The 19,884-nt window shown below is 69.3% G+C and carries 20 protein-coding genes; 8 read left to right on the forward strand and 12 right to left on the reverse strand.

Annotated features, from left to right (window positions below):
• From dnaA to gyrB, 3 genes are all read left to right on the forward strand, one after another.
• Positions 1-1,380, forward strand: a complete 1,380-nt coding sequence (dnaA, locus tag NF681_03540) for a chromosomal replication initiator protein DnaA (protein ID UST54299.1) — start codon at positions 1-3, stop codon at positions 1,378-1,380.
• Between the two features lie 125 nt (positions 1,381-1,505).
• Positions 1,506-2,624 carry a DNA polymerase III subunit beta gene (gene dnaN / locus NF681_03545; GenBank protein ID UST54300.1) on the forward strand — a complete coding sequence of 373 codons (1,119 nt, stop codon included), beginning with the start codon at positions 1,506-1,508 and terminating at the stop codon, positions 2,622-2,624.
• Between the two features lie 69 nt (positions 2,625-2,693).
• A complete protein-coding gene (gyrB, locus tag NF681_03550) occupies positions 2,694-5,321 on the forward strand; it encodes a DNA topoisomerase (ATP-hydrolyzing) subunit B (GenBank protein UST54301.1) in 2,628 nt (875 codons plus the stop codon).
• A 42-nt stretch (positions 5,322-5,363) separates the two neighbouring features.
• On the opposite strand, the gene NF681_03555 is transcribed toward gyrB, so the two are convergent.
• Entirely contained in the window at positions 5,364-6,245 is an 882-nt protein-coding gene (locus tag NF681_03555) for a LysR family transcriptional regulator (protein UST54302.1), read from the reverse strand.
• 42 nt (positions 6,246-6,287) lie between these two features.
• Between NF681_03555 and NF681_03560 the strand changes: the two genes are divergently transcribed.
• Positions 6,288-6,575 (forward strand): hypothetical protein, encoded by a 288-nt coding sequence (locus NF681_03560; protein ID UST54303.1) that lies wholly within the window; start codon positions 6,288-6,290, stop codon positions 6,573-6,575.
• On the opposite strand, the gene NF681_03565 is transcribed toward NF681_03560, so the two are convergent.
• Both NF681_03565 and NF681_03570 read right to left on the reverse strand, forming a co-directional pair.
• Positions 6,561-6,845 carry a hypothetical protein gene (locus NF681_03565; GenBank protein ID UST54304.1) on the reverse strand — a complete coding sequence of 95 codons (285 nt, stop codon included), beginning with the start codon at positions 6,843-6,845 and terminating at the stop codon, positions 6,561-6,563. The genes NF681_03560 and NF681_03565 overlap by 15 nt on opposite strands.
• Before the next feature lie 22 nt (positions 6,846-6,867).
• Positions 6,868-7,251 carry a hypothetical protein gene (locus tag NF681_03570; GenBank protein ID UST54305.1) on the reverse strand — a complete coding sequence of 128 codons (384 nt, stop codon included), beginning with the start codon at positions 7,249-7,251 and terminating at the stop codon, positions 6,868-6,870.
• 257 nt (positions 7,252-7,508) lie between these two features.
• Here NF681_03570 and NF681_03575 point away from each other — a divergent pair, with 257 nt between their 5' ends.
• Both NF681_03575 and NF681_03580 read left to right on the forward strand, forming a co-directional pair.
• A complete protein-coding gene (locus NF681_03575) occupies positions 7,509-7,814 on the forward strand; it encodes a hypothetical protein (GenBank protein ID UST54306.1) in 306 nt (101 codons plus the stop codon).
• A gap of 225 nt (positions 7,815-8,039) precedes the next feature.
• Complete coding sequence (locus tag NF681_03580; protein ID UST54307.1) at positions 8,040-9,242, forward strand: metallophosphoesterase; 1,203 nt, start codon at positions 8,040-8,042, stop codon at positions 9,240-9,242.
• Between the two features lie 48 nt (positions 9,243-9,290).
• Here NF681_03580 and NF681_03585 read toward each other — a convergent pair whose 3' ends face one another.
• From NF681_03585 to NF681_03610, 6 genes are all read right to left on the reverse strand, one after another.
• Positions 9,291-9,749: a hypothetical protein gene (locus NF681_03585; GenBank protein ID UST54308.1), complete on the reverse strand. Its 459-nt coding sequence runs from the start codon at positions 9,747-9,749 to the stop codon at positions 9,291-9,293.
• A gap of 135 nt (positions 9,750-9,884) precedes the next feature.
• Positions 9,885-11,483: a UdgX family uracil-DNA binding protein gene (locus NF681_03590; protein UST54309.1), complete on the reverse strand. Its 1,599-nt coding sequence runs from the start codon at positions 11,481-11,483 to the stop codon at positions 9,885-9,887.
• A gap of 42 nt (positions 11,484-11,525) precedes the next feature.
• Complete coding sequence (locus tag NF681_03595; protein UST54310.1) at positions 11,526-12,821, reverse strand: putative DNA modification/repair radical SAM protein; 1,296 nt, start codon at positions 12,819-12,821, stop codon at positions 11,526-11,528.
• A 46-nt stretch (positions 12,822-12,867) separates the two neighbouring features.
• The gene (locus NF681_03600) at positions 12,868-13,833 is read right to left on the reverse strand and encodes a lysylphosphatidylglycerol synthase domain-containing protein (protein ID UST54311.1); all 966 of its coding nucleotides are present in this window, start codon (positions 13,831-13,833) and stop codon (positions 12,868-12,870) included.
• A gap of 3 nt (positions 13,834-13,836) precedes the next feature.
• Positions 13,837-15,066, reverse strand: coding sequence for a cardiolipin synthase ClsB (clsB, locus tag NF681_03605; protein UST54312.1), 1,230 nt, complete (start codon positions 15,064-15,066; stop codon positions 13,837-13,839).
• A complete protein-coding gene (locus NF681_03610; GenBank protein UST55850.1) occupies positions 15,063-15,830 on the reverse strand; it encodes an endonuclease/exonuclease/phosphatase family protein in 768 nt (255 codons plus the stop codon). The genes clsB and NF681_03610 overlap by 4 nt, the downstream gene beginning before the upstream one ends.
• Positions 15,831-16,153: 323 nt before the next feature.
• Here NF681_03610 and NF681_03615 point away from each other — a divergent pair, with 323 nt between their 5' ends.
• Positions 16,154-16,570 carry a hypothetical protein gene (locus NF681_03615; GenBank protein ID UST54313.1) on the forward strand — a complete coding sequence of 139 codons (417 nt, stop codon included), beginning with the start codon at positions 16,154-16,156 and terminating at the stop codon, positions 16,568-16,570.
• Positions 16,571-16,717: 147 nt separating this feature from the next.
• Here NF681_03615 and NF681_03620 read toward each other — a convergent pair whose 3' ends face one another.
• Both NF681_03620 and NF681_03625 read right to left on the reverse strand, forming a co-directional pair.
• Positions 16,718-17,257 carry a Spy/CpxP family protein refolding chaperone gene (locus NF681_03620; GenBank protein UST54314.1) on the reverse strand — a complete coding sequence of 180 codons (540 nt, stop codon included), beginning with the start codon at positions 17,255-17,257 and terminating at the stop codon, positions 16,718-16,720.
• A 218-nt stretch (positions 17,258-17,475) separates the two neighbouring features.
• Entirely contained in the window at positions 17,476-17,811 is a 336-nt protein-coding gene (locus NF681_03625; GenBank protein UST54315.1) for a thioredoxin family protein, read from the reverse strand.
• Positions 17,812-18,486: 675 nt separating this feature from the next.
• Here NF681_03625 and NF681_03630 point away from each other — a divergent pair.
• On the forward strand, positions 18,487-19,521 hold the full coding sequence (locus NF681_03630; protein ID UST54316.1) for a TerB family tellurite resistance protein: 1,035 nt from the start codon (positions 18,487-18,489) through the stop codon (positions 19,519-19,521).
• Positions 19,522-19,599: 78 nt separating this feature from the next.
• Here NF681_03630 and NF681_03635 read toward each other — a convergent pair whose 3' ends face one another.
• Positions 19,600-19,797, reverse strand: coding sequence for a heavy-metal-associated domain-containing protein (locus NF681_03635; protein UST54317.1), 198 nt, complete (start codon positions 19,795-19,797; stop codon positions 19,600-19,602).
• Between the last annotated feature and the right edge of the window lie 87 nt (positions 19,798-19,884).

Below are 19,884 nucleotides of genomic sequence, written 5' to 3' on the forward strand. Positions count from 1 at the left end.
ATGCCCACTGACGGCGCCGGCGACAGCCTCTGGCAAGCCTGTGTCGATCAGCTCGCGCAGGAGCTCTCCGAGCAGCAGTTCAACACCTGGATCAAGCCGCTGACCGCCCAGGTCGCGGACGACCTCTCCCGCATGACGGTGTTCGTCGCGAACCGTTTCAAGCTCGACTGGATCCGCGCCCAGTACGCCGGCCGGATCGCGGGCATGGCCGAGAAGATCTACGGCCAGTCGGTGATCGTCGAACTCGCCCTGGCGCCACGCGACGCGCCCGCGCGCCCGTCGCCGCTGGCCGTCATGGCCGACACCGACGTGCCGCGCGACGTGGCCGGTCCCGGCGAGGAGGCTTCGGCCAACGGTTTCAAGAACCGGCTCAACGCCGGCCTGACCTTCGACACGCTGGTCGAGGGCACGGCCAACCGCATGGCGCGCGCCGCGGCGATGCACGTGGCGGGCATGCCCGGACACCTGTACAACCCGCTGTTCATCTACGGCGGCGTCGGCCTGGGCAAGACCCACCTGATGCACGCGGTGGGCAACCGCCTCATGGTCGACCGGCCGGATTCCAAGGTGCTCTACATCCATGCCGAGCAGTTCGTCTCGGACGTGGTCAAGGCCTACCAGCGCAAGACCTTCGACGAGTTCAAGGAGCGCTACCACTCGCTCGACCTGCTGCTGATCGACGACGTCCAGTTCTTCGCCAACAAGGACCGCACGCAGGAGGAGTTCTTCAACGCCTTCGAGGCGCTGCTGGCCAAGAAGAGCCACATCGTGATGACCAGCGACACCTATCCCAAGGGACTCGCCGACATCCACGAGCGCCTGGTCTCGCGTTTCGATTCGGGCCTGACGGTGGCCATCGAGCCGCCGGAGCTGGAAATGCGCGTGGCCATCCTGATCAACAAGGCGCGGGCCGAGTCGGTCGAGATGCCCGAGGAGGTGGCCTTCTTCGTCGCCAAGAACGTGCGCTCCAACGTGCGCGAACTCGAAGGCGCGCTGCGCAAGATCCTGGCCTATTCGCGCTTCAACCAGAAGGAGATCTCGATCGCCCTGGCGCGCGAGGCGCTGCGCGATCTGCTGTCGATCCAGAACCGGCAGATCTCTGTGGAAAACATCCAGAAGACGGTGGCCGACTACTACAAGATCAAGGTCGCCGACATGTACTCGAAGAAGCGCCCGGCGAGCATCGCGCGGCCGCGCCAGATCGCGATGTACCTGGCCAAGGAACTGACGCAGAAGAGCCTGCCCGAGATCGGCGAGCTCTTCGGCGGGCGCGACCACACGACGGTGCTGCACGCGGTGCGCAAGATCTCCGGCGAGCGCCAGCAGCTCACCGAACTCAACCAGCAGCTCCACGTGCTCGAACAGACGCTCAAGGGCTAGATGCGCCACCACCCCGGGCCTCGCGCGTGGCGTGTCGCCGCGCACCCCTCGCAGGGGCCCCGGCCGAGCCGGTTTCGCGCCGTGGCGCGGATCGGTTAATCCAAATCAGAGTGAGAGATAAAGACATGATCGTCCTGAAGGCACCCCAAGACAAAGTCCTCGCCGCGCTGCAGTCGGTGGCCGGCATCGTGGAGCGGCGCCACACGCTGCCCATCCTGGCCAACGTGCTGATCCGCAAGACCGGCGGCCAGCTCCAGCTGACCACCAGCGACCTGGAGATCCAGATCCGCACCACCGCCGAGCTCGGCGGCGACGAGGGCGACTTCACGACCACCATCGGCGCGCGCAAGCTCATCGACATCCTGCGCACCATGCCCGCCGACCAGACCGTGAGCCTGGAGGCGAGCGCCAACAAGCTGGTGCTCAAGGGCGGCAAGAGCCGCTTCACGCTGCAGTCGCTGCCGGCGGAGGACTTTCCGCTGGTGCAGGAGGCGGCGACCTTCGGCCCCGTGTTCAGCGTGCCCCAGAAGACGCTCAAGGGCCTGCTGCAGCAGGTGTCCTTCGCGATGGCGGTGCACGACATCCGCTACTACTTGAACGGCATCCTGTTCGTGGCCGAGGGCCGGCAGCTGTCGCTGGTGGCGACCGACGGCCATCGGCTGGCCTTCGCCTCGGCGACGCTGGAGGTCGAGGTGCCGCGCCAGGAAGTGATCCTGCCGCGCAAGACCGTGATCGAGCTGCAGCGCCTGCTGTCGGACGCGGGCGGCGACAACCAGCCGCAGATCGACCTGCAGTTCGCCAGCAACCAGGCCAAGTTCGGCTTCGGCGGGATGGAGTTCGTCACCAAGCTGGTCGAGGGCAAGTTCCCCGACTACAACCGCGTGATCCCGAAGAACCACAAGAACAGCATCACCCTGGGCCGCACGACGCTGCTGGCGAGCCTGCAGCGCACCGCCATCCTCACGTCCGACAAGTTCAAGGGCGTGCGCCTGAACATCGAGCCGGGCACGCTGCGCATCGCCTCGAGCAACGCCGAGCAGGAGGAGGCGCAGGACGAGGTCGACATCGACTACGGCGGCGACGCCATCGAGATCGGCTTCAACGTCACCTACCTGATCGACGCGCTGTCCAACATGAGCCAGGACATGGTCACGCTGGAGCTGGCCGACTCGAACAGCTCGGCGCTGTTCACCATCCCGGAGAACGCGTCGTTCAAGTACGTCGTGATGCCGATGCGGATCTGACCCGCCCCCGGCGCGCCGCAGCGCGTCGAATCGTGCCGAGTCATCGAGAGAGATTGAGAAAGATTACCAATGAGCGAAGCAAACAAGCCGGTCGAGCCGCAGCACACCGAGCCGGTCTACACGCCGGAGATCGACAGCGCGATCCCGATCGAGATCACGCCGGCCGACACCTCGTACGGTGAAGGCTCGATCACGATCCTCGAAGGGCTGGAGGCGGTGCGCAAGCGTCCGGGCATGTACATCGGCGACACCTCCGACGGCACGGGCCTGCACCACCTGGTCTTCGAGGTGGTGGACAACTCGATCGACGAGGCGCTGGCGGGCCATTGCGACGACATCGTCGTCACCATCCACTCCGACAACTCGATCTCCGTCACCGACAACGGCCGTGGCATTCCCACGGGCGTGAAGATGGACGACAAGCACGAGCCCAAGCGCTCGGCCGCGGAGATCGCGCTGACCGAGCTGCACGCGGGCGGCAAGTTCAACCAGAACAGCTACAAGGTCTCGGGCGGCCTGCACGGCGTGGGCGTGTCGTGCGTGAACGCGTTGAGCGTGACGCTGCGGCTGATCGTGCGGCGCGAGGGCAAGATCCACGAGCTCGAGTTCAGCCGGGGCTTCGTGCAGAACCGCCTGCTCGAGCAGGTCAGGGGCGTCGAGGTCTCGCCGATGCGCGTCATCGGCGACACCGACAAGCGCGGCACCGAGGTGCACTTCCTGCCCGACACGGAGATCTTCAAGGAGAACAACGATTTCCACTACGAGATCCTCTCCAAGCGCCTGCGCGAGCTGAGCTTCCTGAACAACGGCGTGCGCATCCGTCTGAAGGACGAGCGCACCGGCAAGGAGGACGACTTCTCCGGCGCCGGCGGCGTCAAGGGCTTCGTCGAGTTCATCAACAAGGGCAAGACGGTCCTGCACCCCAACGTGTTCTACGCCATGGGCGAGAAGCCGGCGGAGACCTACGGCGGCATCCCCGGCACGCACATCGGCGTCGAGGTGGCGATGCAGTGGAACAGCGCGTACAGCGAACAGGTGCTCTGCTTCACCAACAACATCCCGCAGCGCGACGGCGGCACCCACCTCACGGGCCTGCGCGCGGCCATGACGCGCGTGATCAACAAGTACATCGAGGAGAACGAGCTGGCCAAGAAGGCCAAGGTCGAGGTCACCGGCGACGACATGCGCGAGGGCCTGTGCTGCGTGCTCAGCGTGAAGGTTCCCGAGCCCAAGTTCTCCAGCCAGACCAAGGACAAGCTCGTCTCCAGCGAGGTGCGCGCGCCTGTGGAGGACATCGTCGGGCGCCTGCTGGCCGACTACCTCCAGGAGCGCCCGAACGACGCCAAGACCATCTGCGGCAAGATCATCGAGGCCGCCCGGGCCCGCGAGGCCGCGCGCAAGGCGCGCGAGATGACGCGGCGCAAGGGCGTGCTCGACGGCATGGGCCTGCCCGGCAAGCTGGCCGACTGCCAGGAGAAGGACCCGGCGCTGTGCGAGGTCTACCTGGTGGAGGGCGACTCCGCCGGCGGCTCGGCCAAGCAGGGTCGCGACCGGAAGTTCCAGGCCATCCTGCCGTTGCGCGGCAAGATCCTGAACGTGGAGAAGGCGCGCTACGAGAAGCTGCTGACCAGCAACGAGATCCTGGTGATGATCACCGCGCTGGGCACCGGCATCGGTCGCGCCGGCACGGCCACCGGGGGCGCCGGCGGCGGCGCCGACGACTTCAACGTCGCCAAGCTGCGCTATCACCGCATCATCATCATGACCGACGCCGACGTCGACGGCGCCCACATCCGCACGCTGCTGCTGACGTTCTTCTACCGGCAGATGCCCGAGCTGGTCGAACGCGGCCACATCTACATCGCCCAGCCGCCGCTCTACAAGGTCAAGTTCGGCAAGGAGGAGCAATACCTCAAGGACGGACCGGCGCTCGACGTCTTCCTGCTGAAGGTCGCGCTCAAGGACGCCAGCATCCACACCGGCGGCGCCAACCCGGTGACGCTGGCGGGCGAGACGCTGGCCGAACTGGCGCGCAAGCACCAGCTCGCGCAGGCCGTGATCGCGCGCTTGGGGGTCTTCATGGACGCCGCCGCGCTGCGCGCCATCGCCGACGGGGTGTCGCTCGACCTCGACACGCCCGTCGCCGCCGATGCCTCCGCCGTCGCCCTGCAGCGCAAGCTGCGCGAACTCGACGACGCGGGCGAACCGGCCGAGGTGACGAGCGAGTTCGACGTGCGCACCGACAAGCCGCTGCTGCGCATCAGCCGCCGCCACCACGGCAACGTCAAGAGCAGCGTCATCACGCAGGACTTCGTCCACGGCGCCGACTACGCCGCGCTGGCGACCGCCGCCAGCACCTTCCGCGACCTGCTCGGCGAAGGCGCCGTGGTCCGCCGTGGTGAGGGCGAGCGCGCCAAGGAGGAGAAGGTCGCAGACTTCCGCATCGCCATGAAGTGGCTGATCGGCGAGGCCGAGCGCACCACCTCGCGCCAGCGCTACAAGGGCCTGGGCGAGATGAATCCCGAGCAGTTGTGGGAAACCACCATGGACCCCGCCGTGCGCCGCCTGCTGCGCGTGCAGATCGACGACGCCATCGAGGCCGACCGCGTCTTCACGATGCTGATGGGCGAGGAGGTCGAGCCGCGCCGCGAGTTCATCGAGCAGAACGCGCTGCGGGCCGGAAACATCGACGTCTGAGCGACGCCGCGGCCGTGACGGCACGCGTCGCCGGCACGGCCCTCATCCCTGGCGGAACCGCACCAGCGTCTCCACGACCCGCTCGGTCGAGCCGTCCAGCGAGGCCTGGGCGCGGTGCGCGATGCCCAGCCGGCGCACCAGGCGCGGCTTGAGCGGCAGCACCTTCACGCGCGCGTCCGTCTTCGCGTCCCGCGATTCGTACACCGGCAGCAACGCCGCGCCGTAGCCGGCGGCCACCAGGCCGCGGATCGCGGCGTCGTAGTTGAGCTCGATGCGCGCCCGGGGCGCGCAGCCGCCGTCGGCGAACCAGGCCATCGTCAGGCGGTGCATGTGGGTGGTGGCGTCGTTGAAGATCAGCGGCTGCCGCGCCAGCCATTCGGGCGCGACGGTCCGGGGCGCCGCCCAGGCCGCCGGCACGAAGGCCCTGACGGTCTGGTCGCGCCAGGGCGTCACCACGGTCCCCCGCAGCGGCGGCTGGGGCAGCGCGACGAGGCCGATGTCCAGCGTGCCCAGCGCCAGCCGCTCCAGCGCCTGCGACGAGCCCAGGACCACGACCTCGACGTCGATGCCCGGATGGCTGTCCTGCAGCGCCTCGAGCACGCGCGGGAGCAGGTCGATGACCACCCCGGTCGAGGTGCCCAGGCGCACCCGGCCCAGCTTGCCCTCAGCCTGCCGCCGCACCGCCTCGTCGGCATCGCGCAGCAGGGCACGGGCGCGCTGCACCAGCACCAGCCCGGCGGCCGTCGGCGTGACCCGGCGGCTGCCGCGCACCATCAGCGGCGTGTCCAGCCGCGATTCCAGTTCGCTGACGTGCAGGCTCACCGTGGGTTGCGCCAGATGCAGGGCGCGCGCGGCGGCCGAAAACGTGCCGAGGTCGGCGATGGAGACCAGCGTGCGGAGTTGGTCGAGGTTGAGCTGACGCATCGGTTCACCTGATGGATGACCTCAGCATTCTCAACTTTTCCGATGGCATGGGAAACCCGACGATGGACGCTCCTCAAGGGAGTCGTCATGTCCTGGAAATCAACCCTGGCCGCACGGGCCGGACTCACGCGCGGTCTGATCGCTTGGCTCGGCCGTGCGATCACGCGTCGCCGTCGCGTCGATCCGGACCTCGATCGCATGAGCGACCGCGAACTAATCGACTTGGCCATCGGCCGCGGCGAGATCGGCTGGTGGGGCGCAGCCCGGGCGACCGGTTCACGCGACGCGCGCGAGGATCGCGAGACCGATGGCGTCTCAGGACGGCGGTGAGGGGTCGTCCGCGCGGGTCTGCGCGATCCGGGCCTCGATCCATTGCCGGAACCGCCGTTCGGTCTCCATCCTGAGTTCGTTGCGCATCCGGTTGCAGGCGCCATGCGCGAGACGGCGATGCTTCTGTTGGCGCACGCCACCCATCGTCGCGTCGTGCAGATGTTCGATGGTGGCGGAGTCGGGCCGGCCGTGCGGCTCGTCGAAGGCCATCGGCAACCCGCACCAGTGGCACAACGGACCGAAGGTCGAACGCAGGGCACGCACGCTCATGACGGACGCTCGGTCACCGGCGTCAACGCGATCCGCCCGGCGTCGAAGGCGTCACCGGCCGCGGCGTGGCCGAGCCCTTGCCGGTGGTGCTCTTGGAAGCCGGTTCGGGCGCCGTCACGTTGCGCTGGGTCAGGCCGCCCGCGGTGCCACCGCCCGGCGGCACGGTGCGGTTCATGCGGGCGCTGGCAGGCCCGCTCTCCGACGTCAGCGCACCCGACGACGTGGCGCCGGCATCGGGCCGGGCACCCGCCGGTGCCTTCTCGGCCGTGCCTTGCGCCGGGGGCACCGCCGTGCCCTTGGGATTGCCGCTGGCCTGAGCCCAGGCCCCGCCGCAAGCCACCGCCAGGCCAGCGGCCAGGACGGCGGCACGCGACCGGGCGGAAAAGGAAGGAAGTGATGGCGTCATGGAACGTCGCTCCTGAACTGGATGAACAGCCGAAGAATCTCGCGTCGCCGCCAGCGTGCGATGTAGGTTCCGGTCCGCTCCGATCGCCAGCCAAAGACAGGACGGCGCGTCCCATCCCGCGGGCCGCCGCGAGGTTGGACGCGCGCGCTGCGCCACGGCCTACGCCCACGCGGACGGGGAGCCGGCGCGCCGGAGCCCGGGAGGGGGTGCAGGCTCGAACCCTCCGATCCACGCCATCGACATCCAAGGAGATTTCCATGACCCATCCATCCAAAGATCCGCACGACGCCACCGGCGGCACCCCACCGCCCGCCACCGGCAGTTCCGACGCTTCCGGCACCGAGTACGGAGGCGACGAGGCACGCGTGGGCGACCGGGGCGCCGCGTCGGGCCGCAACATCGAGCAGAACCGCGCGATCGGCCAGGAAGACCCGATCGCGACAGGCAGCCGCATGGGTCGGGAACGCGACGAAGCGAGCGGCTTTCCCGGCACGCCCGACATCGGGACCGATGCGTCGCAGACCGAGCAGGCCGAAGCGATCGCGCGCGAGAAGGGCAAGTAAGGCGCGGATGAAGCGCGGGTGACGCGGTCCGGGCGCGGTCCAGGGGCTCATGCGACCCGATGGGGGCCGACGAATGTGAACAATGGGTCCCAGACCCGTTGGAATGCTTCGATCCGGCACGAACCTTGAATGGGTTTATTCCGCCTCGGCGTCGAGCCGCAGGCATGGGTCCGATGCCGTCGCACCCCTCCGAGTCCGGTCTCTCACGTCCTACCCCGTCCCCCCATGCCGTTCCGATTCCTCGTCCTCCTGACCGCGCTGCTGCATGTCTACATCGGCCTGCGCGTGCTGCCGATGATCGACGCAACCAGCCGCCTCGCGGCTTGCGTCGTGCTCGTGGCCCTGCTGATGTCGGTCGCGACCATGCCGTTGCCCTTCCTCGCTTTCCGGGGACACGGACGCTCGATCGGCCGGCGCTGGCAGTGGGTCGGACTGGTGGCCATGGGCTGGTTCTCGTCGATGTTCGTCGCGACGCTCCTGCGCGATGTCGTGCTGCTCGTCGCCTGGCTGGTGCAGCACGCCGGGTGGACGACGCCCGGATCGCTCGCGGCGTTGGCGCGCTGGAGCGCCGTCGCCGTGCCGCTGATCGCCACGACGGGCTCGATCGTCGGCTTCTTCAACGCGCGGCGCACGGCGCGGGTAGTACGGATCGACGTGCCGATCGCCGGCCTGCCCAACGCGCTGAGGAACTTCACCATCGCGCAACTGAGCGACCTGCACGTCGGCCCGACCATCCGGCACGGGTACATCCAGCGCATCGTCGAGCGGGTGAACCGCCTGGAGGCCGATGCCGTCGCGATCACCGGCGACCTGGTGGATGGCGACGTGCCGACCCTGCGGCACCACATCGCGCCGCTGACGGGGCTGAAGGCACGGCATGGCACGTTCGTGGTGACGGGCAATCACGAGTACTACGCCGGCGCGACGGCCTGGGTGGCGGAATTGCGCCGCATGGGACTGCGCGTGCTGCAGAACGAGCACGTGCTGCTGGCCGGACGCGGCATCCATGGCGACATGACGGCGCGCGGCGCGCAGACCGACGACGAGGCCGATGCCGCCACGCTGCTGCTGGCCGGGGTCAACGACTTCAACGCCGGTCACTACGACGTGGCGCAGGCGAGCGATCCCGTGGGGGCCCTGTCGGGCGCCCCACCGGGCGTCACCACGCGCATCCTGCTGGCGCACCAGCCCCGCAGCGCGGCCGCGGCCTCGGCGGCGGGCTTCCAGCTGCAGCTGTCCGGCCACACGCACGGCGGACAGTTCTTTCCCTGGAACTTCTTCGTGCCGCTGCAGCAGCCCTACGTGTCGGGCCTGCACCGGCTGGACGCGATGTGGATCTACATCAGCCGGGGCACCGGCTACTGGGGACCGCCCAAGCGCATCGGCGCGCCCTCGGAGATCACGCTGGTGCGACTCGTCGCGGCCTGAGCGCGGCGCGCGGCGCCGGACCAGCCGCGACGCGACCGCGAAACCCGCTCACGTGGCGGCGGGCCGGGCCAGTCGGCGCGCGTTGGCCGCCGCCTTGGCGTGGATCGGCTTGAGCCCGCGCTGCGTCGCGCGCGCGGCCACGCTGGTCATCTGGGACACCGTGGCCGCGGCCTGGGTGCTCACGTCGAGCAGGCGGTCACGCTGGGTCAGGGCCTGGGCGGGGGTCGCGCTGGTGAGCAGGCCCGCGAGCGCCGCCGCGCCGGTGAACCACTGGCGGATGGCCCGGTTGAACAGCCCGAGGCCGCTGGTCTGGAACTGGTGGGCGATCGCCGTGCCGGACTCGCCGGCGGCGGTCAGCTTTTCCTGGGCCATCAACTGGAACTCGGCCAGATCGGCCTGACTGGGCGAGAGGCCCGCGAGCGCCATGCGTTCGGTGCGCGCCTGCACGACCGACGCCGAGGACACCCACATTTCCTGCGTCGTCACGGCGACGTCCGCCCACAGCATGAGTGGGTTGAAGAATCGCGAAGAAAGAGCTTGGGACATGGAAGCGACCGATGAGTGACGATGCCGGACTATAGGCCACCGGAAGCTTTTTTGCTGCACTGCAGCAAAACTATCCTTCCGGGTGTCAAGCACGACTCATGCCACGGCCTGCGCGACGGCAGTGGCGAGCGCCAGGTCTTCCAGCCAGCGGGCGTAGGCTTCCTCCTGCAGGGCGGGATCGCCACGCAGCAGGGCCGACGGATGCAGGGTCACCAGCACCTGCTCGCCCTGCGGCCCGGCATGCCACTGCCCGCGTTCCTTCATGACCGCCACCGGCCGTCCCAGCAGGGCACGCGCCGCCGTGGCGCCCAGCGCGACGAGGGCCCGGGGCCGGACCTGCCGCACCTCGCTTTCCAGCCAGTGCAGGCAGGCGGCGGCCTCCTGCTGGCTGGGGGTCTTGTGGATGCGTCGCTTGCCGCGCAGCTCGAACTTGAAATGCTTCACCGCGTTGGTGACGTAGAGGGTCTCCCGCGCCCAGCCCAGATCGGCGACGGCACGGTCGAACAGCCGTCCGGACGGTCCGACGAAGGGCCGGCCGCGCAGGTCCTCCTGATCGCCCGGCTGCTCGCCGACGACCATCAGCGCGGCACGCACCGGGCCTTCGCCGAACACCGCCTGCGTGGCGTGCGCGCCGATCGGGCACTCGCGGCAGCGCTGCGTGGCTTCGCGCAGCTGGGAAAGCGCCTCGGCCGGATCGCTCGACAGCGCCTGCGGCATCGGCGCGAGGACGGCGTCCGGCGCCGGTGACCGCGCGTGCTTCCGCAACCCGGCGACCGGCGCGATGCGGCGCGCCGGGACGCTGGCCGGGGCCTCGATCATCCGGCCGCTGCGCGCCATCGCCTCGACCGACAGGGGCGTGATCAGTTCGGCCTCGGGCAGGTTGCGCCAGTAGCGGCGCGGCATCTCCTTCTGCATCATCGCCAGCTTGAGGCGCGCGGGATTGAAGATGTGGCGGTAGTAGGTGAGCCAGAGCGCCTCGCCGGCGTCGGCGGGCGGGGCGTCCTCGCGCCGGGCCCCGGGGCCGAAGGTCAGCGTGCCTTCCCGGCCGGCGGCCGCCGGCTCCCAGCGCAACGAGCGCTCGGGCGTCATGATCGCCCAGCGCATCGAGGTGAAGCGACGCACGAAGAACGACGCCACCGCCTCCACGATGTGATGGAACGGTTCGAACCACGCCACGTGCAGCGTCGCGCCGCCGTCGGCCTGCTCGATGCTGCGAAAGCGCACGAAGGCCTTCATCTTGTGCATGTCGCGCCGCACCGCCTGGGCCATGTGCTGGGCGCGCACGCGGTCGGGATCGATGGGATCGTCGCGCAGACCGGGCTCGTGCACCAGGCGCCACAGGAGCCGGTAGAGCAGGCCGAAGCGGGCCGGGTCCTCGTGCAGCACCACGGTCTCGCACAGGCGCAGGAACGCCGGCGGCACGACGGCCGAGGCGCCGCCCGGATGCGGCGTGGGCGCCGGACGGCCCGGGGCCTCACCAACGGAGGCCGGCGACGCCGCGTCGGCGAAGTCACCGGACGCTTCGGGGTCGTCGAGCTCATCGGGGAGCGAGGCGAACAGGTCGAGTTCGGCGCTCTCCCGCGTGTGCCACACGATGTCGTCCGGCGGCACCTGGCGTGTCAGCAGCCCGCGCGCCTCGCGGCGGAAACCGGGCCAGTCGGTGTCGCCGTCCAGCGTGATCGTCTGCGTCGCCATCGCCTCAATCTCGCGGTGTCGCCGGGCCGGCCCTGTAGGCGCTCAGGCGGAAAAGAGCGAAGCCTGCACCGGAACGGGCTTCAGCCGCGCGGCGAGGTCGGCGGCCTCCAGCGCGTGGCCGGGCCGGTGGTCGGCCACCTCGACGAACGCCATCACCTTCTTGAGCGGGACGTGCAGACGCTTGAGGTCGTCGCTGCGCAGGCGGCGCACGCGGCGCGCCATCAGCAGGCGCTCGACCGCCTTCACGCCCAGACCCGGCACGCGCAGCAGCATCTCGCGCGGCGCGGCATTCAGGTCGACCGGGAACCGGTCGCGATGCGCCAGCGCCCAGGCCAGCTTGGGGTCGACGTCGAGCGACAGCATGCCGCCGCCGGCCGAATCGCCCGGCGCGGCGGGCGGCACGATCTCGTCGTGCGCGAAACCATAGAAGCGCATCAGCCAGTCGGCCTGGTAGAGGCGGTGCTCGCGCACCATCGGCGGCGCCGCGAGGGGCAGCGACGAAGAGGCATCGGGAATGGGACTGAAGGCCGAGTAGTAGACCCGCCGCAGCCGGTAGGCGCCATAGAGGTTGGCGCTGGTCGACAGGATGGTGCGGTCGTCGGTGGCGTCGGCGCCGACGATCATCTGCGTGCTCTGGCCCGCCGGAGCGAATTTCGGCGCCGCCGCGCGCCGGGGCATGGAGGTCGGCATCGAGACGACCGACACCGCCGCCGCGTCGCGCGCCGCGCCCCTGGCGTCGTCGATGTGCACGCGCAGGTTGGCCATCGAGCGACGGATGGCGGCACCGTCCTTCTCGGGGGCGAGCGTCGCGAGCCCCTGATCGGTGGGCAGCTCGACGTTGATGCTCAGCCGGTCGGCGTAGAGGCCGGCGCGGCGCAGCAGTTCGGGCGACGCGTCGGGAATGGTCTTCAGGTGGATGTAGCCACGGAAGTCGTGGTCCTCGCGCAGCGTGCGCGCCACCTCCACGACCTGCTCCATCGTGTAGTCGGGGTTCTGGATGATGCCGCTGGAGAGGAACAGGCCCTCGATGCAGTTGCGACGATAGAAATCGAGCGTGAGGTCCACCACCTCCTGGACCGTGAAACGCGCGCGCGGCACGTTGCTGCTGACCCGGTTGACGCAGTAGAGGCAGTCGTACTGGCAGAAGTTGGTCAGCAGGATCTTCAGCAGCGAGATGCAGCGGCCGTCGGGCGCGTAGCTGTGGCAGATGCCCGACCCCTCGGTCGAACCGATGCCCGCGCCACCGACCGAACTGCGCTTGCTGGTGCCGCTGGAGGCGCACGAGGCGTCGTACTTGGCGGCGTCGGCGAGGATGGCGAGCTTGCGTTGGAGTGTCACTGGATGAATTTACAGTGAACGCGACGGCCCTGTCGCCGGGTCGGGTTCACGACGCGACGCGGGAGTGCGCCGCCTCGCCCGCGCCGGCCGCGCCGAGCCGGCGCGCACGCAGCTCGGTCACCAGGAACGCCACCGCCGCGAGGGCCAGCGGCGCGATGTAGTAGAGCGCCCGGTAGCCCACCAGCGCCGCCAGGATCTGGCCCTGGGGCAGGCGGTGGGCGAGCAGGGCGACGAACACCGCTTCCAGCACGCCCAGGCCGGCCGGCACGTGCGTGATGACACCGGCGACCGCGCCCACCAGCAGCACGGCCAGCACCTCCGGATAGGGCACCTTGCGCAGCAGCAGCAGCCAGACGATGCCGGCCATCAGGGCCCAGTTCGTGCACGACATCACCAGCTGCAGGCCGGCCATGCGCAACGACGGCGGCGTGAACGCGTGGCCGCGCACGTGCCATGTGCGGTCGCTGGCCACGGCGCAGAGCACCACGTAGGCCATGGCGATCGCCAGCAGCGTCGCGCCCAGCAGCCGCAGCCCGCCGTTGCCGATCTTCCAGTCCGGCGGCAGTTCGAGCGGCCAGAAGCTGAAGGCGAGGCCGCCCACCACCAGGTAGCCGAGCCAGTTGGTCAGCATGCTGAAGCCCAGCACGCGCGTGATGGTCTCGGTCGCCAGGCCGAGGCGCGAGTAGAGCCGGTAGCGCGATGCCACCGCGCCCACGAGGGAGCCCAGATTGAGGTTGAAGGCGTAGCTCACGAACGTCACGCCCATCACGGTGCCGGCGCCCAGCGTGTGGCCGGTGACGCGGCGTCCGAGCAGGTCGTAGGTGCTGTAGACCGCGTAGCTCGCCGCCGCCAGCGCACCGGCCATCCACAGCGTGGCCGCCGGCAGGCGCGCGAAGGCGGCGAGCACGTCGTCCCAGTCGATGCCCCGCGCCTGCTTCGCGATGAGCCAGGCGACCAGGGCGAAGAACACCCAGGTGCCGATGCGCTTGATCCAGGGCCAGGCGGCTTTCATGGCTCAGGCGGCGTCCGTCTGCGTGGCGCCGCCGTCGCGCGCCGCCGTCGCCTCCAGCGGCTTGAGCACCGGCGCGTGGCGCGGCAGCCAGGCCATCCAGGCCGGATACCAGCGCAGGAAGTGGAAGATGAAGAAGCTGCGCACCAGGCGCCAGCCGCTCCAGTCGGTCAGGTCGGCGGCCTCGATCTGCTTGCAGCTGTGCTGCATCAGGTGGTCGAGGCGGCCGGACAGCGTGGCGTTGAAGGCCGGGTCGCGCACGATCACGTTGGCCTCCAGGTTGAGCGACAGGCTCAGCGGATCGAGGTTGCTCGAGCCCACCGTGCTCCACTGGTCGTCCATCACCGCGACCTTCCCGTGCAGCGGCCGCTCGACGTATTCGTAGATGCGCACGCCCGCGTGCAGCAGGTGGTGGTAGAGCATGCTCGCGGCGGTCTTGACGATGGGCATGTCGGGCTCGCCCTGCAGGATCAGCCGCACGTCGACGCCGCGCCGCGCCGCGTGGCGCATCGCCTTGATGAGGCGGTAGCCGGGGAAGAAGTAGGCGTTGGCGATGACCACCCGGTGGCGCGCCGTACGCAGCGCGGCGCGGTAGTGACGCTCGATGTCGGTGGTGTGGCGGCGGTTGTCGCGCGTGACGAACTGGATCTCGGCGCTGCCCACGGGCTGGCCGTGGGGTTCGTGGCGCGCCTCCTTCATGCGGCGCCGGAACCAGCTCGGGCTCTTGCCGCCGATGGCGATCGCGCGCAGCACGAAACGGTGGATCTCGGGCACCACCGGCCCCTCGATCTCCACCGCATAGTCCTGCTTGCCCTCGGGGCCGTAGTCCATCAGGTGATCGGCCGAATAGTTGATGCCGCCGACGAAGGCGCGCTCGCCGTCGATCACGACGATCTTGCGGTGCATGCGCCGGAACACGTTGAGGCGATAGCCCAGCACGCGATCGCCCGGATCGAACACGCGGACCTTGACGCCGGCGGAGACCAGCCCGGAGACGTAGTCGGCCGACAGGTCCGGCGAGCCGAAGCCGTCGATCATGAGATCGACCTTCACGCCGCGCAGCGCGGCCTCGCGCAGGGCCGCGTGGAGGGCCTTGCCGACCTTGTCCTCGAACAGGATGAAGGTCTCGACGATCACCTCGCGGCGCGCGGCGCGGATGGTTTCGAAGACGCGCGGGAAGAACGCCTCGCCGTTCTCCAGGAGTTCGATGCGGTTGCCCGCGAACCAGCCGCTCACAGTTCGATCTCCGCGACCAGGGGCGCATGGTCCGACAGGTGCGACCAGGGCCGGCGAGGCAGCACCACCGGCGCGTGCACCGCGGCGTTGCGCACGTAGATGCGATCGAGCTGCAGCAGCGGAAAGCGCGCCGGGAAGGTGCGGGCGGCCTTGCCGTTGGCATGCACGAAGACCTCTCGCAGGCCGGCGCCTTCGGACAGGATGTCGTGCGCGTGGCAGCGCCAGTCGTTGAAGTCGCCGGCCACCACCAGCGGGGCGTCCGCGGGCACCTCGTCGCGCACGATGTGGCAGAGCAGTTCGAGCTGCTGCTGGCGGTGTGCCTCGGCCAGGCCCAGGTGGGCGCAGATCACGTGCACCTCGACCGCCCGGCCGGGCAGGCGCAGCGCGCAGTGCAGCAGGCCGCGCTTCTCCGGTCCGGCGATGGACACGTCGTGGTTCGTGTGGGTCACGATCGGGAACTTCGACAGCACCGCGTTGCCGTGGTGGCCCTTGGGATACACGGCGTTGCGGCCGTAGGCGAACTGCGGCCACATCGTGTCGGCGAGGAATTCGTAGTGCGGCGCCTCGGGCCAGTTGTCGTGCTTGCGGGCATGGTGGTCGTGGGTGCCCTGCACCTCCTGGAGGAACACCACGTCCGCACCGACCGTGCGCACCGCTTCGCGCAGTTCCGGCAGGATGAACTTGCGGTTGAGGGCCGTGAAGCCCTTGTGGGTGTTGACCGTCATCACCTTCAGCGATGTCGGCGTCCGCGCCGCGCCGGCCATCGGCGATGGCGCGGCGGCAGCGGAGGGCGAGGGAATAGGGATGGACGGTTCGAGCGACATGGTGAAAGTGTGCCGGACGCGGTGCGGCGAGCCGTTCAAATCCCGCGTCCGACGGTGTTTTAGGGTGCGCCGCCGACACGTCATGTAGGACGTTCCAACGTCCCCGCGCCCTGCGCCGCCACGTCCTACAGCGTCCTGTGCCGCCGCCTCACACCCCCCTTGACAGGCCCTCGCTAAGTTACCTTCAGAGTCTCGAAAAAGGGCTCGGATGTCGCAGGCCCCAGGCCCATGGCTTCAATTACTGTCCAGACCAAGGAACCAGCATGAAACGCAATCTTTCCACTTCCCTCCTCTCTTCCGTGTTCGTGGCCGGAATGATCGTCGCAGGCTCCGTGTCTGCACAGCAGATGACCCAGCCGCTGCCCGCCGGCAACGCAGCCACCGGCACGCCGCAGACGCAGCGTCCGTCGGGCACGATGCCCCAGTCGCGCGATGCCGTGAAGGCCGAGACCCGCGCCGCCAACCGCACGCCCGACGGCACGCTGCCCGCCGGCAATTCCGAGACCGTCGGCGGCCGCAAGATGGACGGCCCCCCGGCCGTCATGAGCGGCAAGTCGCGCGAAGGCGTGAAGGCCGAAACCCGTGCCGCCGTGCGCACCCCGAACGCCACGCTGCCCGCGGGCAACTCGGAGACCGTGGTCCCCGCGAACCAGCGTCCCCCGGCAGCCGCAGGCAAGTAAGCAGGCCCGCCCCGAAGAAAGGACCCTCACGGGTCTTTTTTTTCGTCCGGAATCTGGCGGCACCCGAAATCGAAAGGCCCATGGCGAGCGATCGCCATGGGCCTTCTTCGTTCACCACGCGACCTTCGTCGACGGCCGCCAGGGTCCTCAGCCCTTGACGGGGGCCTCGTGCATGCGGCGATGCTGCGGGCCGCCGTGGCCCGCGTGCGAAGGGCCGCCACGGCGCAGCGTCTGCGCGTCGAACACCTTCTGCTGATCAGGCTTCAGGGCCGCGTACAGCGCACGGGTGGCGTCGTTGCGCCGGGCGAAGGAAGCCGCGTGCTCGGCCTGGTGGGCCTGCATGCGGTCCAGGCGCTGCGGCGTCGTCAGCTTTTCGAGCTCGGCACGGTCGGGACGCGGACCGCGTGCCGGCGGCTGGGTCGCGGCCACGAAGTTGCTCCAGGCGGCTTCCTGCGTGGCGTCGAGCTTGAGCTGCGTCTTCAAGGCCTCCAGATGCCTGGCGCGGCGCTCCTGATGGCGCTCGGCGGACTTGCCGTCGTGCATCGGGCGGGCACGCGGCTCGGCGGTGGCGGTGGCGGCGGATCCGGCCTGGGGCGCCGGAGCGGGCAGGGGGGTCTGGGCGGAAGCGGCGAAGGCGGCCGAGGCCAGCAGCGCGGCTGCGAGGATGCGTTGGCGTGACGTGATCATGGCGATGACTTCCTGAACTGAACGGCTTGGATGGAAGGTTCCGGCACCGTCTGGCGGTGCCGGGGACCTTCCCGCTGCGGATCTGCAGCGGGTGAGGGAAGTCTGGGTTCGCCGCGTGTCGCGTCCCCGGCGCGCACGTAAGCACGGCGTGTGGGAGCGTAAAGATCGCGTGAACGCTCCCGCCTCGCCCCGCCTGCCGGCGCCGGGCCCCGGCCGCCTCAGGCGGGCGCGCCGGCGTCGCGCAGGCGTGCCAGCGCGGCCTCGACCTCGGTGCTGGCGCGCGGACGCACCAGCCGGTCGATCTCCCGGCCATCACGCAGGAACACCAGGGTCGGCCACAGCTTGACGTGGAAGGACCGGCCCAGCGGACGCCCGCTGCCGTCCTCGACCTTCAGGTGGGCGACGTCGGCGTGCGGTTCCAGCGCCCGATCCACGTGCGGCCGCGCGGCCTGACAGAAGCCGCACCAGTTGGTGCCGAAATCCAGCACGGCGAGGCCTCTCAGAGCGTCCACGTCGGCACGGGTCAGGGTTTCGGGGGTGTAGGGAGTGGTCATGCCGCAATCGTCGCCTGGAGGCGCTGAAGGCGATCGTCAGGAAAACGCCCCTCTCGATGGAACCTTTGCCGATTTCTGCAAAACCTCGACCGCCTCCGGAAGTGGCGTCGCCCGCGTATTCAGCACTTCCTTTGCCGAACGGCCCGTCAGGGCCCGGCTGCATTTGCTCGGCCGAAGCTTCCGCTTCGTTCCTATCTCTTGTTTCTCTTATTTAAGTTAGTAGTAGTAGGTAAGGGTCGCGCTCGGCTGTGGATATGCCGTTTTTCTGCTTTCGTGGCAACGACTTGCGTCGTGTCGTGGCCTGTGCGCAGCCGTGTCTTTGCGTGATTCTGCAAAAGGGATAACTTTGAAGACCGTCGCCGCGCTGTGGACAAGTCATCGGTTATGCCGAAAACGTCCCCAGACTTGTCCTTTGACAGGGCCCTCGGAATCTGGGAAAGGAGCCCCGCACGAAAAGTCATGCACTGCTCAAATTTAAGGCAGGGCGTTGTTTCTCTTTCAAAAACAAGGACTTGGCCGACCTCTACAGGGAAGTGCCGGTGTTATCCACAGAGTTGCCCCACGATCGTGGGGAGAAGCGCGGGTCCCGCGCGCGGCGAAAACCGAGCCGTCGCGATCGACCTCCAAAAAATTTTTTGACGCCTGCGGCGTCGTTTTTCTTCAAAAGGCCTCTTCATGAACGCATCCGAAAACCAAGCCGTCCTCACCCTCAGTCTGCTGGCGGCCTTTGCAGACAATGACAAGCACGAGCGCGAACGCGCGGAGATCAAGCGCATCGCCGAAGGCCTGTCCCAGGCGGAAGGCGTCCACCTGCCGGCGCTCTACCAGAACGTGTTGATGAAGCGGGTGGCGCTGCCCGACGTGGTGGCGGCGCTTCCCGATCGCGGCATGCGCCAACTGGCCTACGAAATGGCGGTCTGCGTGTGCGACGCCGATGGCACGCTGTCGCCGGCCGAACGCCGTTTCCTGGACGAAACCCGGCACGCGCTGGGACTGGACGCTTCCGAGTCGGGCCGGTTCTCGGCCGAGGCGGAAGCGCTTGCCGAAGTGCCGCTGGTGTCGCCGGGCGACGCGTCGACCGGCGTGGCGGGCATGACCGCCGCCAGCGCCGTCACCGCCGCTGGCGCCGCCACGGCGACGGCCGCCCTCGCGACCGCCTCGACCGGTCCCGTCGCCGCGGCGACGTCGAGCGTCGATGCCGCCGAACTCGACCAGGCCATCCTCAACGCCGCCATCCTCAACGGCGCGCTGGAACTGCTGCCCGAGACGCTGTCGACGATGGCCATCATTCCGCTGCAGATGAAGCTCGTCTACCGGATCGGCAAGGCGCACGGTTTCGAACTCGACAGCGGGCACATCAAGGATTTCATCGCGACCGTGGGCGTCGGCCTGACCTCGCAGTACCTCGAACAGGCCGGGCGCAAGCTGCTGGGCGGGCTGCTGGGCAAGGTCGGAGGCGGGTTGCTGGGCGGCGTGGGCCGCCAGGCCGTCAGCTCGGGCATGAGCTTCGCCACGACCTATGCGCTGGGCCACGTCGCCAAGCGCTACTACGCCGGCGGCCGGACGCTGTCGACCCAGATGCTCAAGGACGCCTATGCCGGCGTGATGAAGGAAGGGCAGGGCCTGCAGACCCGCTACCTGCCCGCCATCCAGGAGAAGGCACGCACCATCAACCCCTCGCAGATCCTGTCGATGGTGCGCGGGGCCTGAAAAAAAATCGCGCGACCGGCTGCGCCGGTCGTCGCGGTACCGGGCGCCCGTGTCGCGGCCCCGGGCGACCGGGCAGGGTCAGGCGTGAACCGCGTAGCCCGCGTTCTCGATCGCCGCGGCGATGTCCGCGCGCGGTTGTCCGCTCACGACGTCGACGTGTCCGGTCTCGAGATCGACCGTGACCTGGGCCTCGGGATCGACCGTGCGCACCGCTTCCTGGACGACGTTGACGCAATGGCCGCAGCTCATGCCGGTGACTTCGAATTTCTGGCTCATCGTGTGCTCCTCAAGCGCGTTGGACGGGGGATTCGACGTCGAGCGTCGCGCCACGGTGCGACGCCACGCGCCGGACCCGGCCGCGCC

The sequence above is a fragment of the Comamonadaceae bacterium OTU4NAUVB1 genome (assembly GCA_024372625.1).
Classification (GTDB): Bacteria; Pseudomonadota; Gammaproteobacteria; order Burkholderiales; family Burkholderiaceae_C; genus Variovorax.

Excerpts from the sequence above, each read along its gene's own strand:
- dnaA (UST54299.1), top strand. The coding sequence starts at position 1 with ATGCCCACTGACGGCGCCGGCGACAGCCTCTGGCAAGCCTGTGTCGAT.
- dnaN (UST54300.1), top strand. The coding sequence starts at position 1,506 with ATGATCGTCCTGAAGGCACCCCAAGACAAAGTCCTCGCCGCGCTGCAG.
- gyrB (UST54301.1), top strand. The coding sequence starts at position 2,694 with ATGAGCGAAGCAAACAAGCCGGTCGAGCCGCAGCACACCGAGCCGGTC.
- NF681_03555 (UST54302.1), bottom strand. The coding sequence starts at position 6,245 with ATGCGTCAGCTCAACCTCGACCAACTCCGCACGCTGGTCTCCATCGCC.
- NF681_03560 (UST54303.1), top strand. The coding sequence starts at position 6,288 with ATGGCATGGGAAACCCGACGATGGACGCTCCTCAAGGGAGTCGTCATG.
- NF681_03565 (UST54304.1), bottom strand. The coding sequence starts at position 6,845 with ATGAGCGTGCGTGCCCTGCGTTCGACCTTCGGTCCGTTGTGCCACTGG.
- NF681_03570 (UST54305.1), bottom strand. The coding sequence starts at position 7,251 with ATGACGCCATCACTTCCTTCCTTTTCCGCCCGGTCGCGTGCCGCCGTC.
- NF681_03575 (UST54306.1), top strand. The coding sequence starts at position 7,509 with ATGACCCATCCATCCAAAGATCCGCACGACGCCACCGGCGGCACCCCA.
- NF681_03580 (UST54307.1), top strand. The coding sequence starts at position 8,040 with ATGCCGTTCCGATTCCTCGTCCTCCTGACCGCGCTGCTGCATGTCTAC.
- NF681_03585 (UST54308.1), bottom strand. The coding sequence starts at position 9,749 with ATGCTGTGGGCGGACGTCGCCGTGACGACGCAGGAAATGTGGGTGTCC.
- NF681_03590 (UST54309.1), bottom strand. The coding sequence starts at position 11,483 with ATGGCGACGCAGACGATCACGCTGGACGGCGACACCGACTGGCCCGGT.
- NF681_03600 (UST54311.1), bottom strand. The coding sequence starts at position 13,833 with ATGAAAGCCGCCTGGCCCTGGATCAAGCGCATCGGCACCTGGGTGTTC.
- NF681_03610 (UST55850.1), bottom strand. The coding sequence starts at position 15,830 with ATGGCCGGCGCGGCGCGGACGCCGACATCGCTGAAGGTGATGACGGTC.
- NF681_03615 (UST54313.1), top strand. The coding sequence starts at position 16,154 with ATGAAACGCAATCTTTCCACTTCCCTCCTCTCTTCCGTGTTCGTGGCC.
- NF681_03620 (UST54314.1), bottom strand. The coding sequence starts at position 17,257 with ATGATCACGTCACGCCAACGCATCCTCGCAGCCGCGCTGCTGGCCTCG.
- NF681_03625 (UST54315.1), bottom strand. The coding sequence starts at position 17,811 with ATGACCACTCCCTACACCCCCGAAACCCTGACCCGTGCCGACGTGGAC.
- NF681_03630 (UST54316.1), top strand. The coding sequence starts at position 18,487 with ATGAACGCATCCGAAAACCAAGCCGTCCTCACCCTCAGTCTGCTGGCG.
- NF681_03635 (UST54317.1), bottom strand. The coding sequence starts at position 19,797 with ATGAGCCAGAAATTCGAAGTCACCGGCATGAGCTGCGGCCATTGCGTC.